This window comes from Alcanivorax sediminis (genome assembly GCF_009601165.1).
Taxonomy (GTDB): domain Bacteria; phylum Pseudomonadota; class Gammaproteobacteria; order Pseudomonadales; family Alcanivoracaceae; genus Alcanivorax; species Alcanivorax sediminis.
The window spans coordinates 1,775,093-1,787,992 of record NZ_WIRE01000001.1; the positions used below are offsets into that span (position 1 = coordinate 1,775,093).

Sequence of the window (12,900 nt, forward strand, 5' to 3'; positions counted from 1 at the left end):
GAGAACAAGGTAATGACACTGTGGCGTAGTTTTGTGCTGGTGTTGCTGGCGGGCTGGTTGAGTGGCTGTGGCATCAACAATATCCCTACCTATGACGAGCAGGTGAAGGCCGCCTGGAGTCAGGTGGAAAACCAGTATCAGCGTCGTGCTGACCTGATCCCCAATCTGGTCAATACCGTGAAGGGCTATGCGGCCCATGAGCAGGAAGTGTTGGTGGATGTCACCCAGGCCCGAGCAAAAGTCGGCTCCATTCAGGTCGATGGCAACATGCTCGACAACCCGGAGAAACTGCAGCAGTTCGAGCAGGCCCAGCGCCAGCTTGGCTCTGCCCTGCAGCGCCTGATGGTGGTGGCCGAGCGTTATCCTGACTTGAAGGCCAACCAGAACTTCCTGGCGCTTCAGTCCCAGCTGGAAGGAACCGAGAACCGCATCAGCGTCGCTCGTCGTGACTATATTGCTGCCGTGCAGCAGTACAACACCGAGATCCGTACTTTCCCGGGTCGCCTCTGGCACAGCTTCCTGTACAGCGACATGGAAGTGCGTGATACCTATGAAGCGACCTCGGAAGGGGCCGATGAGGCACCGGCCGTCAGCTTCGAATGATGCGCCTGCTGATACTGGCCATGCTGCTGCTGGCGCGCCCCCTCTGGGCTGCGCCGGAATTTCCTGAACTGTCCGGCAGGGTCGTAGACCAGGCCGGTCTGCTGACCCCGGCCCAAGTGCAACGTCTCACCGGCACTCTGGCCGCCGCCGAGCAAAACACCTCCAACCAGGTGGTGGTGGTGACCTTGCCGGATTTACAGGGCTACGACATCGCCGACTACGGCTATCAGCTGGGGCGACACTGGGGCATCGGCAGCAAGGACAACGACAACGGCGTGCTGCTGATCGTGGCCCCCAATGATCGCAAGGTCCGCATCGAGGTGGGCTATGGGCTGGAGGGTACCCTCACTGATGCTCTGGCCAGCCTGATCGTCCAGCAGGAAATCCTGCCGGCGTTCCGTCAGGGGCAGTTCTATGGCGGTATTCAGGCTGGCGTGACGGCCATTCTGGCAGCCATCAAAGGGGAATATGCCGGTACTCGGCAGCCACGCCAGAAACCGTCAGGCCTCAAGACCTTGGTCATCCTCGCGATCATGATCATCATCACTTTCTTGCTGTCCGCCGGTGGCGGAGGCAGGGGAGGGCGCCGTGGCGGCTTTATGTTCCTGCCCATGCCCTTGGGGGGCGGTGGCTTTGGCGGCGGTGGCGGTTTTGGTGGCGGCGGCTTCGGCGGCGGCGGTGGTGGTTTTGGGGGCGGTGGCGCCTCGGGAGGATGGTGATGTTGCTGGATAATCAAGCCCAGGCTGATCTGGCTGCGGCCATTACAGAGCAGGAAAAGCGGACAGATGCCGAGTTGGTCACGGTGCTGGCCAGTCAGGCGGATGACTATCGTTATATCACCACCCTGTGGGCAGCACTGTTGTCCCTGCTGGTCCCTGCCGCACTACTGTTCATGCCGCACTGGCTGACGTCTCTGGAAGTCCTGCTGCTGCAGTGGGGCGTGCTGATCGTGCTGGCGGTGCTGTTCCGTTTCAAGCCCATCCAGTTCCGGCTGGTGCCCCGTGCTCTTCAGCGTCAGCGTGCCGCCAGCCTGGCGCGCACCGCTTTTCTGCAACAGGGGCTGCACCACACCCGTGACGATACCGGGCTGCTGATCTTCGTCAGTGAAGCGGAACATTACGTGGAGATCCTGGCGGATCAAGGGATTGCCCGCCACGTGGATGATGCCCAGTGGCAGGCCATTGTGGATGCCTTTGTGGCGAGGGTGAAAGCCGGGCAAGTGGCGGAGGGCTTTCAGCAGTGTGTGGCCGCCTGCGGCGACAAGCTGGCCGAGCACGTACCTGCCTCCGGTGAGAAGAACGAACTGCCTAATCACCTGATCATTTTATGATTTAAAAACTGCCGTTCGTCACTTGGTGTCGGTGCAATTCTGGCCTCAGGTGAGGCGGCAGGTCCTTTGCTTGTCCTTTTCTACTCTCTGCTAATTAATTGAATCACAAAAGGAATGGCTGCCTTTGCGGACCTGGGTACAGGGTTTGAGTGGGGGGAGCGGGCCTATTCAACAATTGAATATGAGAAAAGTAGACAATTGCAGGGGCTCTCTGATTCCGGTAACAAAAGAGAGCGAATAACGGGTGTTGGAGACAGGTCAGACCGTATTTTGTGGTTTGCCAGGAATGCCTCTGGACGCCAAAGGATCAATAAGGATAACGCCACTGCCCATGACGTAGTGGCCGTCATCAAACGCTGAAAGATGGCGTTGGTGTGCGCAAAGGAGAGAAACAATGAAGCTGTTTCGTGAACATCGTGGCACCGCCACGCCGATTCCCCCTGTCCTGATCACTGAATCGAACGATATCGAACGCCTTAAATCCATCGCCCGCAACACGGCTGCTTTTGACCTCGGGGTCCAGGACGTGGAGTGGGAAGACCGCACCGATGACCCTGAATGCCTGCGCCTGAGGCTCAGTGATAACTATTATTTTGTTATTCGGCCTGATTGAGTCCCTCGAATCACATCGCGCTTACTCGAGACGTTGAATCGTTTCAGTGATTTCAAGCTGAAATCATTCCGCGGGCAGTACGTTGTTGTGACATGGGAGTGTCCGTAACTCGCCCTCTCTTGCATGCACAATAAATCGTGTGGTTGCCCGCAGTGCAAAAACAAAAAAGGGTTAGAGATCGCTCTCTAACCCTTTTTCTTTGTCTGGTAGCAAGGGGCGGACTTGAACCGCCGACCCCAGCATTATGAGTGCTGTGCTCTAACCAGCTGAGCTACCTTGCCATTCGAGGCCGCGAATTTTCCGTGAGGCGGGTGCGGGTGTCAAGCTTTCCTCGTTCAGCTGGGCAATGTTTAGCCAGTCTTTGCGTAGCGGGGGAACGATTTGGGGTTTTCTTGTCATAGTTGAGAATCATTGTCATTATTGCAGGCCAAATACTTGACTGAATTGGTCGGGATTATTAGGCTTCAGGCTGGAATACACATAAAAAGGGTGTGGATATGCGACTGACTACCAAGGGCCGTTATGCGGTGACGGCGATGCTGGATCTTTCCCTGCACGCTGACGCGGGCCCGGTCTCGCTGGCGGATATTTCGGATCGCCAGGGCATTTCCATTTCCTATCTTGAGCAGTTGTTCGCCAAGCTGCGTCGCAATGGGTTGGTCAGTAGTGTGCGCGGCCCCGGTGGCGGCTATCAATTGAGTCGCGAAAGCCAGGATATTGATGTGGCCTCGGTGATCTCGGCGGTGGATGAACCGGTGGATGCGACCCGTTGTGGTGGTCAGGGCGACTGTCAGGAGGGTGATACCTGCCTGACCCATCACCTGTGGTGTGATCTCTCTGACCAGATTCAGGCGTTCCTGGGCGGGATTACCCTGGGTGAGCTGGTGGCGCGGCAGGAAGTGAAGCAGATTTCCGAGCGCCAGGATCGTCACCAGCGGTTACCCGTCAGCAGTTTGTAATGACGCTGGACGCTTGATGCCGGACGAGATGCCAACAGCGCGGACGCCTGTGCTGCATCAAGTTGGCATGCCTCTAACGTCCGGAACGTCCGACATGCGGCGTACCCCAATGCTATAATTCTTCTTCCTTTTCCCGTCGTTCAACTGGTCTGTATCTTTGCCATGAGCCAAGCTGTTTATCTTGATTACGCCGCCACCACTCCGGTGGATCCGGCTGTTGTTGACGTGATGGTGCGCCACCTCGGCCCGGAAGGGACCTTTGCCAACCCGGCCTCCCGCAGCCATCTGTATGGCTGGTTGGCGGAAGAAGCGGTGGAGAATGCCCGTCGTCAGGTGGCGGATGTGCTTAATGCCGACCCCCGTGAGATTGTCTGGACCAGTGGCGCCACAGAGGCCAATAACCTGGCGCTGAAAGGCGTACTGGAGGCCCGGGGTGGTGGCCATCTGGTGACCAGCGCCATCGAACACAAGGCGGTGCTGGATGCCTGCAAGTGGCTGGAACAGCAGGGCCATAAGGTAACGTACTTAATGCCTGACGCAGACGGGCGTATTTCCCTTGGGGCGGTGCAGGCTGCGCTCCGCGATGAGACGGTGCTGGTGTCAGTAATGCACGCCAACAACGAAACCGGGGTCATCAACGACATCGAGGCCATTGGTAGTCTGTGCCGGGAGCGTGGCGTGCTGTTCCATACCGATGCGGCCCAGTCGGTTGGCAAGCTGTCACTGGATGTGCGCGCTATGCCGGTCGATCTGGTGTCAGTGTGTGCTCACAAAGTCTACGGGCCAAAAGGGATCGGAGCCTTGTATGTGCGGCGGGCGCCGGAGGTGAAGGTGGCTGCCCAGATTCATGGCGGCGGTCATGAGCGCGGCATGCGCTCGGGGACACTGCCGACGCATCAAATTGTGGGTATGGGCGAGGCGTTCACCCTGGCGGTAGCCCGTCGGGAAGAAGAGGGGCAACGCATCGCCACGTTGCGTGATCGGCTCTGGCAGGGCATCAGTGAGCTGGAGGGGGTCAGTATTAATGGCGGCAACAGCCCCCGTCTCCCCGGACATCTGAATGTGGCCTTTGCTGATGTGGACGGCGAGATGCTGCTGACCGCCATGAATCAGGTGGCAGTGTCTTCTGGCTCCGCCTGTACCTCCGCGTCCCTGGAGCCGTCCTATGTGCTCAAGGCCATGGGCATCCCGGATGCACTGGCCCATGGCTCCATCCGGTTCTCGGTGGGGCGCTTTACCTCTGAAGCTGATATTGAGCGTGCGGCGGCCTGTGTAGTGGATGCGGTGTCGCGGTTACGCCAGAAGGGCTGACCCTGCCGGTTGCGGGTTTCCCAAATACGCCAATAGCGACCTCTTTCAGCATAAAGTGACAGGCCGCGGCAATGCATTGTGAGCCTCGTCACAAAAAGAGGTGTGAGTGGCGTCACAGTGCCGCCAGGCGGTGCTATTCCGGGTATGCCTCTTGCTGGACTTTCTGTGTAACCCGCAGGGAGACGAGTCATGCACGGAGCCATTGTTTCCAGTTTCAAACGCTATCTGGATACCGCCCTGGGCGAGGATATCTGGCGGCACGCGGTGGAAGATGCCGGTTTGAAGGGCAAAACCTATATGCCGGTGTCCATCTATCCGGACGAGGAGATGGAGGCCCTGCTGAGGGCCGCAGAGCAGGCTTCCGGGCTGCGTCGTGATGACCTGCTCGGGGATTTTGGCGAGTGGGTGATTGCCCCGCTCATGCAGCTCTACAAAGCCATGATCCCGCAGGATTGCGATGCCACCACTTTCCTGGTGAACCTGCAGCAAACCCACGAACGTATTCTCAAGCTCAAGGACCCTGAAGCCCACGCACCGGGGATTACGGTGAAGCGCTGTGGTGCGGGGCTGTTGGAGATTCGCTATGCTTCCACGCGCAACATGGGGGCAATGATCCCCGGGGCTGTCAAAGGCATTGCCAGTTGGTTTCATGAGGAGGTGGCGCTACTGGCGTCCGAGCCAGGGCAGGGAGGACAGAGCACCTATGTGTTTCGGGTGAGCAGCGGAGAGATGACCAGCAAGCAAGCCGGTTAACGCAAGCGGCTCACTGGGTGTGGGCGGGTTGCGTGATCAGGCGACCAGTTGTTCGGCCTGATGCTTGATCTTCGCCACCATGGCACGCAGTCCGTTACCACGTGTGGGGCTGAGGTGGCTGAGCAGATCAATACGTTCGAAGAATCCATCCATATCATAATCGTGAATGGCCTGCGGAGATTGCTGGTTCAGCGCTGACAGCACAATGGCCGCCAGGCCTTTCACAATCAGTGCGTCGGAATCCACTGCCAGATATAGCGTATTGGCATCTGTGTCATAGTCGGTTTCCAGCCACACCTGGCTCTGACAACCGCGCACAAAACGGTCCTCAGTCTTCAGCTCATCGGGCAGGCCAGGCAGCTGCTTGCCCAGATCAATGATGTAGCGATACCGCTCTTCCCAGTCGTCCAGAAACTCCAGATCCTCGGCAATGTCCTCGGCGGTCACATCACTGCCCAGCTTGATGCTGCGAATATCGAACACGTCGTTTGACTCCATGGCCTGACGCTGGACGCCTGATGCCTGACGCTAAACCGGTGGCGGTTTTTCTCGTCCGGCGTTCAGTGTCGGGCGTCCGGCGTAAATTTAGAACAACCCCAGTTCCAGCTGGGCTTCTTCGCTGATCATGTCGCGGCTCCAGGGGGGATCGAACACCAGGGCCACTTCCACCTTGTCCACGTTGGGTACCTTGCCAAGGCGATCTTCCACGTCTCCCACCAGGACCGGGCCCATGCCGCAGTTGGGCGCGGTAAGCGTCATGCGGACCTGAACCACGTTCTGGCCGTCACGCTGGATCACATCGCAGCCGTACACAAGGCCCAGCTCTTTGATACTCACCGGGATTTCCGGGTCGAAGATGGTTTGCAGGGTGGTTTCCAGGTCCTCCTGGCGCACGCTGCCATCGTCATTGGCGGGGGCAAAATCCAGCTTCAGGGGTTCCTGGCCAATGGCATCGGCGTCGGTGCCGTCGATGCGCGCCATGTTGCCGTTAATGGTGACAGTATAGGTGCCGCCCAGCGCCTGGCGCAGGTTGACAAAGCTGTTCTTTGGGATGGTGATACGGGTGCCATCCGGTACCTTGCGGGCCGGTACGTCGCGCTGGACGACAACGGTGCGCTGTTCCTTGGGCTTGGGGGCTTCAAACAAGGCTCAGACCTCGTTCACAGTGAAGCTTTCTCCGCAGCCACATTCGCCGGTGGCGTTGGGGTTGCGGAACTTGAACAGGCTGTTGACGCCTTCAGTGACGTAGTCGATGACCAGGCCATTGAGCATGGGCAGCCATTTTTCCGGCACGTAGAGATTCACGCCATCCATTACGAACAGCTTGTCGCCGTCTTTGGCGTCGTCGACAAAATCCAGTACATACATGAATCCGGAGCAGCCGGATTCGTCCAGATCCAGACGGATGCCGGCGGCATTGGCGCGGGCGATTTCACGCAGCGCCTGTTTATTGGCGGCCTCGGTCAGGTGAAGAGTGATCTGACCAGGGGTAAAAGTCTGAACCGTCATGGGTGTTACCTACCTTGCGTAATGCATGGTTGAGCTTTCCGTAGGAGCGTCACTTGAGACGCGAATGGGCAGAAGCGAGTCACGAGTTTCGAGTTGCGAAAACCTTGCCGGGAATATCTTCCTGGTATTTTGCTTTTCGAAACTCGCTCCTCGCAACTCGTCACTGCTTTTCGCATCCCAAGCGACGCTCCTACAGTGGCGTGGCTGCCAAGCCTAGAGGAAGGTTCGTACCTTCTCCAGCGCCGCGAACAGGCTATCCACCTCATCAAGGGTATTATAAATCGAGAACGAGGCGCGCACAGTGCCGGGGATGCCCAGGGTATCCATCAGCGGCATGGTGCAATGATGGCCAGTACGAACGGCAACGCCTTGCTTGTCCAGTAGCATGCCCACATCCGCCGGGTGACCGCCTTCCAGAAGGAACGACAACACACTCACTTTACTGGCGGCGGTACCGATGATTTTCAACCCATCGAACGCCAGTGCCTGCTCGGTAGCGTGAGCCAGCAAGGCATTTTCATGGGCTTCCAGTGCTACCCGATCCTGGCCGTTCAGCCATTTTATGGCAGCAGCCAGACCGATGGCACCGGCGATGTTCGGGGTGCCGGCCTCGAATTTGTAGGGCAACTGGTTCCAGGTGCTCTTCTCGAAAGTCACCACCTCAATCATCTCGCCGCCGGTCTGGTAGGGCGGCATGGCTTCCAGCAGCTCGCGACGGCCATAGAGCACGCCAATGCCGGTGGGGCCGAACAGCTTGTGGCCGGAGAAGGCGTAGAAGTCTGCCCCCAGGTCTCGCACGTCCACAGGGAAGTGGGCTACCGCCTGGGCGCCGTCCACCAGGGTGATGGCACCCATGGATTTCGCCCTGGCGATCATCTCTTTCACCGGATTGAGAGTGCCGAGCGCGTTGCTGGCATGGCCGATGGCGAAGATTTTGGTCTTTTCGCTGAGCAGTTGAGTGAACGCGTCCTGATCCAGGCTGCAATCGTCGCCCAGCGGGATAACTTTCAGGGTGGCACCTTTAGCCAGGCAGGCCTGCTGCCAGGGAACAATATTGGCGTGATGCTCGCTGGTGCTGATCAGCACCTCGTCACCGGGCTGCAGTTGTTCGCGGGCAACGCATTGGGCAACGATGTTGATGGATTCGGTGGTGCCCTTGGTCCAGAGAATCTCTTCGCGGCTGGCGTTGAGGAAATCCGCTACGGTCTGGCGGGCACCTTCGAACTGACCGGTGGCCTCGTCGCTAAGAAAGTGGGCGCCACGGTGCACGTTGGAATTCACGCTGCGATAGTAGTTCTGCAGGGCATCAAGTACCGCCACCGGCTTCTGGGTGGTGGCGCCGTTATCCAGATAGACCAGCGGCTTGCCGTTGGCCTGCTGATCCAGAATCGGGAACTGGGCGCGCAGGGCGTTGATATCCAGTGCCTTCACGGTCATCAGACAGCGTCTCCTGTCGGGCGGGCATGGACCAGCTCGGCCTCAAGCCAGGGGGTGGCCCACTCAGCGACTTTTTCATGGGGAAGCGACATCAGCAGTTCGTTGACGAAGCCCAGGCTCAGCATGCGCTTGGCTTCTGCCGCAGGAATGCCGCGGGACTGAAGGTAGAACTGCTGGATGGGATCCAATTGGCCGACGGTGGTGCCGTGGGCACATTTAACGTCGTCGTTGTAGATCTCCAGCTCCGGCTTGGTGTTGATCTCCGCGCCGGTATTGAGTAGCAAGTTTTTGTTGGAAAGTTCAGCGTTGGTACCGCTGGCGCCCGGGTGAATATGGATGCGTCCGTTGAACACCGCCTTGCCGTTTTCCCCGGCCAGGCCCTTGAAGTTCTGGTCGGATTCACAGTTGGGGACAGAGTGCTCAACGCAGATCTGGTTATCCACGTGGCTCTTGTCGCGAACGACAAAGATGCCCTTCATGTTCAGTTCGGCACCGCTCTTGCCAACCAGCGCATGTACATCATTACGACGCAGACGGTTGCCCGTCATCAGCTGATAGCTGTTTACGGTGCTGGTGCCCTGCTGATCAATCACAAGGGTTCCGATGAACAGGGTAGTCGCTTGCTCACCCTGCAGCCGGTAGTGGGTCAGCTTGGCATTGTCAGCGGTGATCAAGGCGGTGACCGCATTGGTCAGGGCCTGGCCTTCGGCATGATAGTGCTCGATGACAGTGGCCTCGGCACCATTGTTAAGCTTGACGACCAGGCGCGGGTTGCAGTGCGCCGGTGCATCACTAGCAGACTGAATCTGCACATGGATCGGCTGTTCGATACGGGTGTTGGCGGCCACTTCCAGGACCACTGGCGTTGCCACTGCGCTGTTATACAAGGCGAACGGAGTTTCCAGGCCGTTCACTGCCGGGCTGGCCTGCGCAAGGCTCACGCCGTCCGGCAGGGTGCTGCCGGTGAGCACGCCATTGGTGACCGTCACCACATACTCGCTGAGGGCAGGAAGGGGCTGGCTCAGCTCGCCACTGGCGACAGCATTCATGTGGCCATCGGCCAGTGCCTGCAGGGAGGTGTACTTCCAGCGCTCGGTCTTGCGCTCCGGGAAGCTGATCGCTTCCAGCGCGGCCAGATTGGCACCATCGCCGGCCAGCCGACGTGCACTGGCCAGAGTCTGGGTTTTCAGGTCGAGAGCCAGATTGGTGGAGGGGAGGCTCATGCGGACTCTTCCTCGCCGGTGAGCCAGCCGTAACCTTTTTCTTCCAGCTCCAGCGCCAGTTCCTTGCCGCCGGACTTGATGATCTGGCCGTTGTACAGCACGTGCACGAAGTCCGGCACGATGTAGTCGAGCAGACGCTGGTAGTGCGTCACCAGTACAATGCCGCGCTCCGGGCTGCGCAGGGAATTAACGCCCTTGGCCACCACCTGCAGGGCATCGATGTCGAGGCCGGAGTCGGTTTCATCGAGCAGCGCCAGCTTCGGCTCCATCAGCATCATCTGCATGATTTCGTTGCGCTTCTTTTCGCCGCCAGAGAAACCTTCGTTAACTCCGCGCTTAAGGAAGCTGGCATCCAGGTTGACCTGTTTGCAGGCTGCACGGGCCTGGCGGAGCAGGGTGACAGAATCCCACTCTTCCTTGTCCTGGGCGCCACGTACGGACTCCAGTGCTGCCTTGAGGAACTCCATGTTGGATACGCCAGGGATTTCCACCGGGTACTGGAAGGCCAGGAACAGGCCTGCCTGGGCACGTTCTTCCGGCTCCATCTCGGCCAGACTCTTGCCCTCGAACAGAGCTTCACCGCCGGTGATCTCGTAGTTGTCACGGCCTGACAGTACGTTGGCCAGGGTGGATTTGCCGGAGCCGTTGGGGCCCATGATGGCGTGCACCTCACCGGCGTTAACGGTCAGGTTGAGGCCCTTGAGAATCGGCTTGTCCGCCACGGAGGCGTGCAGATCACGAATTTCCAGCATGTTTTAATGCGCCTTTCGATTGGGCCGGGAGTCCGGCTCCGGGTTGATTCGGGGTTGCTGTAGGAGCTTGCCTGCAAGCGATTTGGCGTTGGCCAATGCAGTTTCGCTTGCTGGAAAGCTCCTACGGCGTAGTTAGTCTCGGGTGTTAGCCCACTGCGCCTTCAAGGCTCACTTCCAGCAGCTTGCCGGCTTCCACCGCGAATTCCATGGGCAGTTCCTTGAACACCTCTTTACAGAAGCCGTTCACGATCATGGAAACGGCCTTCTCCGGGTCAATACCGCGCTGGCGACACAGGAACATCTGGTCATCACTCACTTTGGAAGTGGTGGCCTCGTGCTCGATGGTGGCCGTGGGGTTCTTCGACTCGATGTACGGGAAGGTATGCGCGCCGCACTGATCGCCCAGCAGCAGTGAATCACACTGGGTGAAATTGCGGGCGTTTTCTGCCCGTGGACTGATGCGCACCAGACCCCGATAGGTGTTCTGGCTGCGAGCAGCCGAAATGCCCTTGGAGATAATGGTGCTCTTGGTGTTCTTGCCCAGATGGATCATCTTGGTGCCGGTATCCGCCTGCTGCATGTGGCGGGTCAGCGCCACGGAGTAGAACTCCCCGATGCTGTTGTCGCCACGCAGGATCACTGACGGGTACTTCCAAGTGATGGCGGAGCCAGTTTCTACCTGGGTCCAGCTGATCTTGCTGTTGTCATGGGCAACGCCGCGCTTGGTCACGAAGTTGTAGATGCCGCCCTTGCCGTTCTCGTCACCGGGGTACCAGTTCTGCACGGTGGAGTACTTGATTTCGGCACCGGGCAGGGCCACCAGCTCGACCACGGCGGCGTGCAGCTGGTTTTCATCCCGCTGGGGCGCGGTGCAGCCTTCCAGGTAGCTCACATAGCTGCCTTCGTCGGCGATGATCAGGGTACGTTCGAACTGGCCGGTGTTGGCTTCATTGATGCGGAAGTAGGTGGACAGTTCCATCGGGCAGCGAACACCCTTGGGGATGTACACGAAAGAGCCGTCCGAGAAGACCGCACTGTTCAGGGCCGCGTAGAAGTTGTCGCCCTTGGGCACAACAGAGCCCAGGTACTGCTTGATCAGCTGCGGGTGCTCCTTGATAGCCTCGGAGATGGAGCAGAAGATCACCCCGGCTTCCGCCAGCTTCTCTTTAAAGGTGGTAAATACCGAGGATGAGTCAAACACCACGTCCACGGCCACACCCGCCAGCATTTCCTGCTCGTGCAGGGGAATGCCCAGTTTTTCGTAGGTGGCCAGCAGCTCCGGATCGACCTCATCCAGGCTCTTCGGGGCGTTATCCAGGCTTTTCGGCTTGGAATAGTAGGACACCTCATTGAAATCAATGGGGGGGTGCTGCAGGTGTGCCCAGGAGGGAGAGGGCATTTCCTGCCATTTGCGGTAGCTGTCCAGCCGCCATTCCAGCATCCATTCCGGCTCTTCCTTCTTGGCAGACAGGAAGCGGATGACGTCCTCGCTCAGGCCGGGAGGCAGGGTCTCGGTGTCCACGGTGGTGGTAAAACCGGCCTCGTAGTTGGAGCGAATCAGCTTGTCCAGTTCGGCTTGGCTCATAGATCAGCGCCTGCGGTCCAGGGTAATTGGAAAATACCAGAGTAATTTAGTCGGGTATTATACGCCTTTCGCGAGCGCTGTCGAATGAGGGCCGGGGGCAGAAATGCCGGCTCCCGGTGACGGCTGGGCGGTGCGTGTCCGACGGGGCGGCAACGGTATCATAATTCGCCTCTCTTGCGTATAATCCGCCGGTTCCAGGGGGTTGCTGCGTGGACTGCTTGCCAGTCTGCCGATCGCCCCTGTCATTGCCCCGGGGAGCCGTTTGGGTTTCCGAGGACCATTTAACGTAAATCTGGAGTGAACAGACTGATGGCTGTTGAGCGCACCCTCTCTATCATCAAGCCTGATGCCGTGGCCAAGAACGTAATCGGCGACATCGTTGCCCGTTTCGAGAAGGCCGACCTGAAAGTGGTTGCCATGAAGATGGTACACCTGAGCGACGAGCAGGCGGGCGGTTTCTACGCCGAGCACAAAGAGCGTCCCTTCTTCAACGATCTGGTGTCCTTCATGACCAGCGGCCCTGTGGTCGTTCAGGTTCTGGAAGGTGAAGATGCCGTCGCCAAGAACCGTGATCTGATGGGTGCTACCAACCCGAAAGAAGCGGCTGCGGGAACCATCCGCGCCGATTTCGCTCAGACTATTGACGAGAACGCGGTACACGGCTCTGACTCCACCGAGTCTGCTGCCCGCGAAGTGGCCTACTTCTTCTCTGACGAAGAACTGTGCCCGCGCACTCGCTAATTTCAGCGATGTTGCTCTGTCTGCCACGGCCTGTGCCGTGGCAGACGCGTATATAGACGGGGCAAATTCCCGTCCTGGAGAATG

General features: G+C 58.8%; 15 protein-coding genes and 1 tRNA gene. 8 read left to right on the top strand and 8 right to left on the bottom strand.

Annotated features, from left to right (window positions below; genetic code table 11):
- Positions 1 to 12 precede the first annotated feature (12 nt).
- The 4 genes from GFN93_RS08095 (at position 13) to GFN93_RS08110 (ending at position 2,546) form a co-directional block, all read left to right on the top strand.
- Positions 13 to 603, top strand: coding sequence for a LemA family protein (locus tag GFN93_RS08095; protein ID WP_194285771.1), 591 nt, complete (start codon positions 13 to 15; stop codon positions 601 to 603).
- Positions 600 to 1,322 carry a TPM domain-containing protein gene (locus tag GFN93_RS08100; RefSeq protein WP_235901738.1) on the top strand — a complete coding sequence of 241 codons (723 nt, stop codon included), beginning with the start codon at positions 600 to 602 and terminating at the stop codon, positions 1,320 to 1,322. Before GFN93_RS08095 ends, GFN93_RS08100 begins: the two co-directional genes overlap by 4 nt.
- A complete protein-coding gene (locus tag GFN93_RS08105) occupies positions 1,322 to 1,933 on the top strand; it encodes a TPM domain-containing protein (protein ID WP_153500415.1) in 612 nt (203 codons plus the stop codon). The genes GFN93_RS08100 and GFN93_RS08105 overlap by 1 nt, the downstream gene beginning before the upstream one ends.
- 394 nt (positions 1,934 to 2,327) lie before the next feature.
- Complete coding sequence (locus tag GFN93_RS08110; protein ID WP_153500416.1) at positions 2,328 to 2,546, top strand: hypothetical protein; 219 nt, start codon at positions 2,328 to 2,330, stop codon at positions 2,544 to 2,546.
- A 204-nt stretch (positions 2,547 to 2,750) separates the two neighbouring features.
- Here the strand turns inward: GFN93_RS08110 and GFN93_RS08115 are convergent.
- Positions 2,751 to 2,827 (bottom strand) — tRNA-Met (locus GFN93_RS08115).
- Between the two features lie 216 nt (positions 2,828 to 3,043).
- Between GFN93_RS08115 and iscR the strand changes: the two genes are divergently transcribed.
- From iscR to GFN93_RS08130, 3 genes are all read left to right on the top strand, one after another.
- A complete protein-coding gene (gene iscR, locus GFN93_RS08120; protein ID WP_153500418.1) occupies positions 3,044 to 3,505 on the top strand; it encodes a Fe-S cluster assembly transcriptional regulator IscR in 462 nt (153 codons plus the stop codon).
- Positions 3,506 to 3,667: 162 nt separating this feature from the next.
- Positions 3,668 to 4,816, top strand: a complete 1,149-nt coding sequence (locus tag GFN93_RS08125) for an IscS subfamily cysteine desulfurase (protein WP_153500420.1) — start codon at positions 3,668 to 3,670, stop codon at positions 4,814 to 4,816.
- 189 nt (positions 4,817 to 5,005) lie between these two features.
- On the top strand, positions 5,006 to 5,569 hold the full coding sequence (locus GFN93_RS08130) for a heme NO-binding domain-containing protein (protein ID WP_153500422.1): 564 nt from the start codon (positions 5,006 to 5,008) through the stop codon (positions 5,567 to 5,569).
- Positions 5,570 to 5,605: 36 nt separating this feature from the next.
- Here the strand turns inward: GFN93_RS08130 and GFN93_RS08135 are convergent, their stop codons facing one another.
- From GFN93_RS08135 to sufB, 7 genes are all read right to left on the bottom strand, one after another.
- Positions 5,606 to 6,067: a SufE family protein gene (locus GFN93_RS08135; protein WP_153500424.1), complete on the bottom strand. Its 462-nt coding sequence runs from the start codon at positions 6,065 to 6,067 to the stop codon at positions 5,606 to 5,608.
- Between the two features lie 87 nt (positions 6,068 to 6,154).
- Positions 6,155 to 6,715 carry a putative Fe-S cluster assembly protein SufT gene (gene sufT / locus GFN93_RS08140; protein ID WP_153500426.1) on the bottom strand — a complete coding sequence of 187 codons (561 nt, stop codon included), beginning with the start codon at positions 6,713 to 6,715 and terminating at the stop codon, positions 6,155 to 6,157.
- A 3-nt stretch (positions 6,716 to 6,718) separates the two neighbouring features.
- Entirely contained in the window at positions 6,719 to 7,078 is a 360-nt protein-coding gene (locus tag GFN93_RS08145) for a HesB/IscA family protein (RefSeq protein WP_153500427.1), read from the bottom strand.
- A 213-nt stretch (positions 7,079 to 7,291) separates the two neighbouring features.
- Positions 7,292 to 8,515, bottom strand: a complete 1,224-nt coding sequence (locus GFN93_RS08150) for an aminotransferase class V-fold PLP-dependent enzyme (RefSeq protein WP_153500429.1) — start codon at positions 8,513 to 8,515, stop codon at positions 7,292 to 7,294.
- A complete protein-coding gene (gene sufD / locus GFN93_RS08155; protein WP_153500431.1) occupies positions 8,515 to 9,738 on the bottom strand; it encodes a Fe-S cluster assembly protein SufD in 1,224 nt (407 codons plus the stop codon). Before sufD ends, GFN93_RS08150 begins: the two co-directional genes overlap by 1 nt.
- Positions 9,735 to 10,490 carry a Fe-S cluster assembly ATPase SufC gene (sufC, locus tag GFN93_RS08160; protein WP_153500432.1) on the bottom strand — a complete coding sequence of 252 codons (756 nt, stop codon included), beginning with the start codon at positions 10,488 to 10,490 and terminating at the stop codon, positions 9,735 to 9,737. The genes sufD and sufC overlap by 4 nt, the downstream gene beginning before the upstream one ends.
- A gap of 145 nt (positions 10,491 to 10,635) precedes the next feature.
- Positions 10,636 to 12,075 (bottom strand): Fe-S cluster assembly protein SufB, encoded by a 1,440-nt coding sequence (sufB, locus tag GFN93_RS08165; RefSeq protein WP_153500434.1) that lies wholly within the window; start codon positions 12,073 to 12,075, stop codon positions 10,636 to 10,638.
- A 309-nt stretch (positions 12,076 to 12,384) separates the two neighbouring features.
- Between sufB and ndk the strand changes: the two genes are divergently transcribed.
- Complete coding sequence (gene ndk, locus GFN93_RS08170) at positions 12,385 to 12,816, top strand: nucleoside-diphosphate kinase (RefSeq protein WP_153500436.1); 432 nt, start codon at positions 12,385 to 12,387, stop codon at positions 12,814 to 12,816.
- Positions 12,817 to 12,900 lie beyond the last annotated feature (84 nt).

Bases quoted from the DNA above. Each gene is read 5' to 3' on its own strand.
- GFN93_RS08110 (WP_153500416.1), top strand. From the start codon at position 2,328: ATGAAGCTGTTTCGTGAACATCGTGGCACCGCCACGCCGATTCCCCCT.
- GFN93_RS08100 (WP_235901738.1), top strand. From the start codon at position 600: ATGATGCGCCTGCTGATACTGGCCATGCTGCTGCTGGCGCGCCCCCTC.
- GFN93_RS08130 (WP_153500422.1), top strand. From the start codon at position 5,006: ATGCACGGAGCCATTGTTTCCAGTTTCAAACGCTATCTGGATACCGCC.
- ndk (WP_153500436.1), top strand. From the start codon at position 12,385: ATGGCTGTTGAGCGCACCCTCTCTATCATCAAGCCTGATGCCGTGGCC.
- GFN93_RS08125 (WP_153500420.1), top strand. From the start codon at position 3,668: ATGAGCCAAGCTGTTTATCTTGATTACGCCGCCACCACTCCGGTGGAT.
- GFN93_RS08135 (WP_153500424.1), bottom strand. From the start codon at position 6,067: ATGGAGTCAAACGACGTGTTCGATATTCGCAGCATCAAGCTGGGCAGT.
- GFN93_RS08145 (WP_153500427.1), bottom strand. From the start codon at position 7,078: ATGACGGTTCAGACTTTTACCCCTGGTCAGATCACTCTTCACCTGACC.
- sufD (WP_153500431.1), bottom strand. From the start codon at position 9,738: ATGAGCCTCCCCTCCACCAATCTGGCTCTCGACCTGAAAACCCAGACT.
- sufC (WP_153500432.1), bottom strand. From the start codon at position 10,490: ATGCTGGAAATTCGTGATCTGCACGCCTCCGTGGCGGACAAGCCGATT.
- sufB (WP_153500434.1), bottom strand. From the start codon at position 12,075: ATGAGCCAAGCCGAACTGGACAAGCTGATTCGCTCCAACTACGAGGCC.
- GFN93_RS08150 (WP_153500429.1), bottom strand. From the start codon at position 8,515: ATGACCGTGAAGGCACTGGATATCAACGCCCTGCGCGCCCAGTTCCCG.
- iscR (WP_153500418.1), top strand. From the start codon at position 3,044: ATGCGACTGACTACCAAGGGCCGTTATGCGGTGACGGCGATGCTGGAT.
- GFN93_RS08105 (WP_153500415.1), top strand. From the start codon at position 1,322: ATGTTGCTGGATAATCAAGCCCAGGCTGATCTGGCTGCGGCCATTACA.
- GFN93_RS08095 (WP_194285771.1), top strand. From the start codon at position 13: ATGACACTGTGGCGTAGTTTTGTGCTGGTGTTGCTGGCGGGCTGGTTG.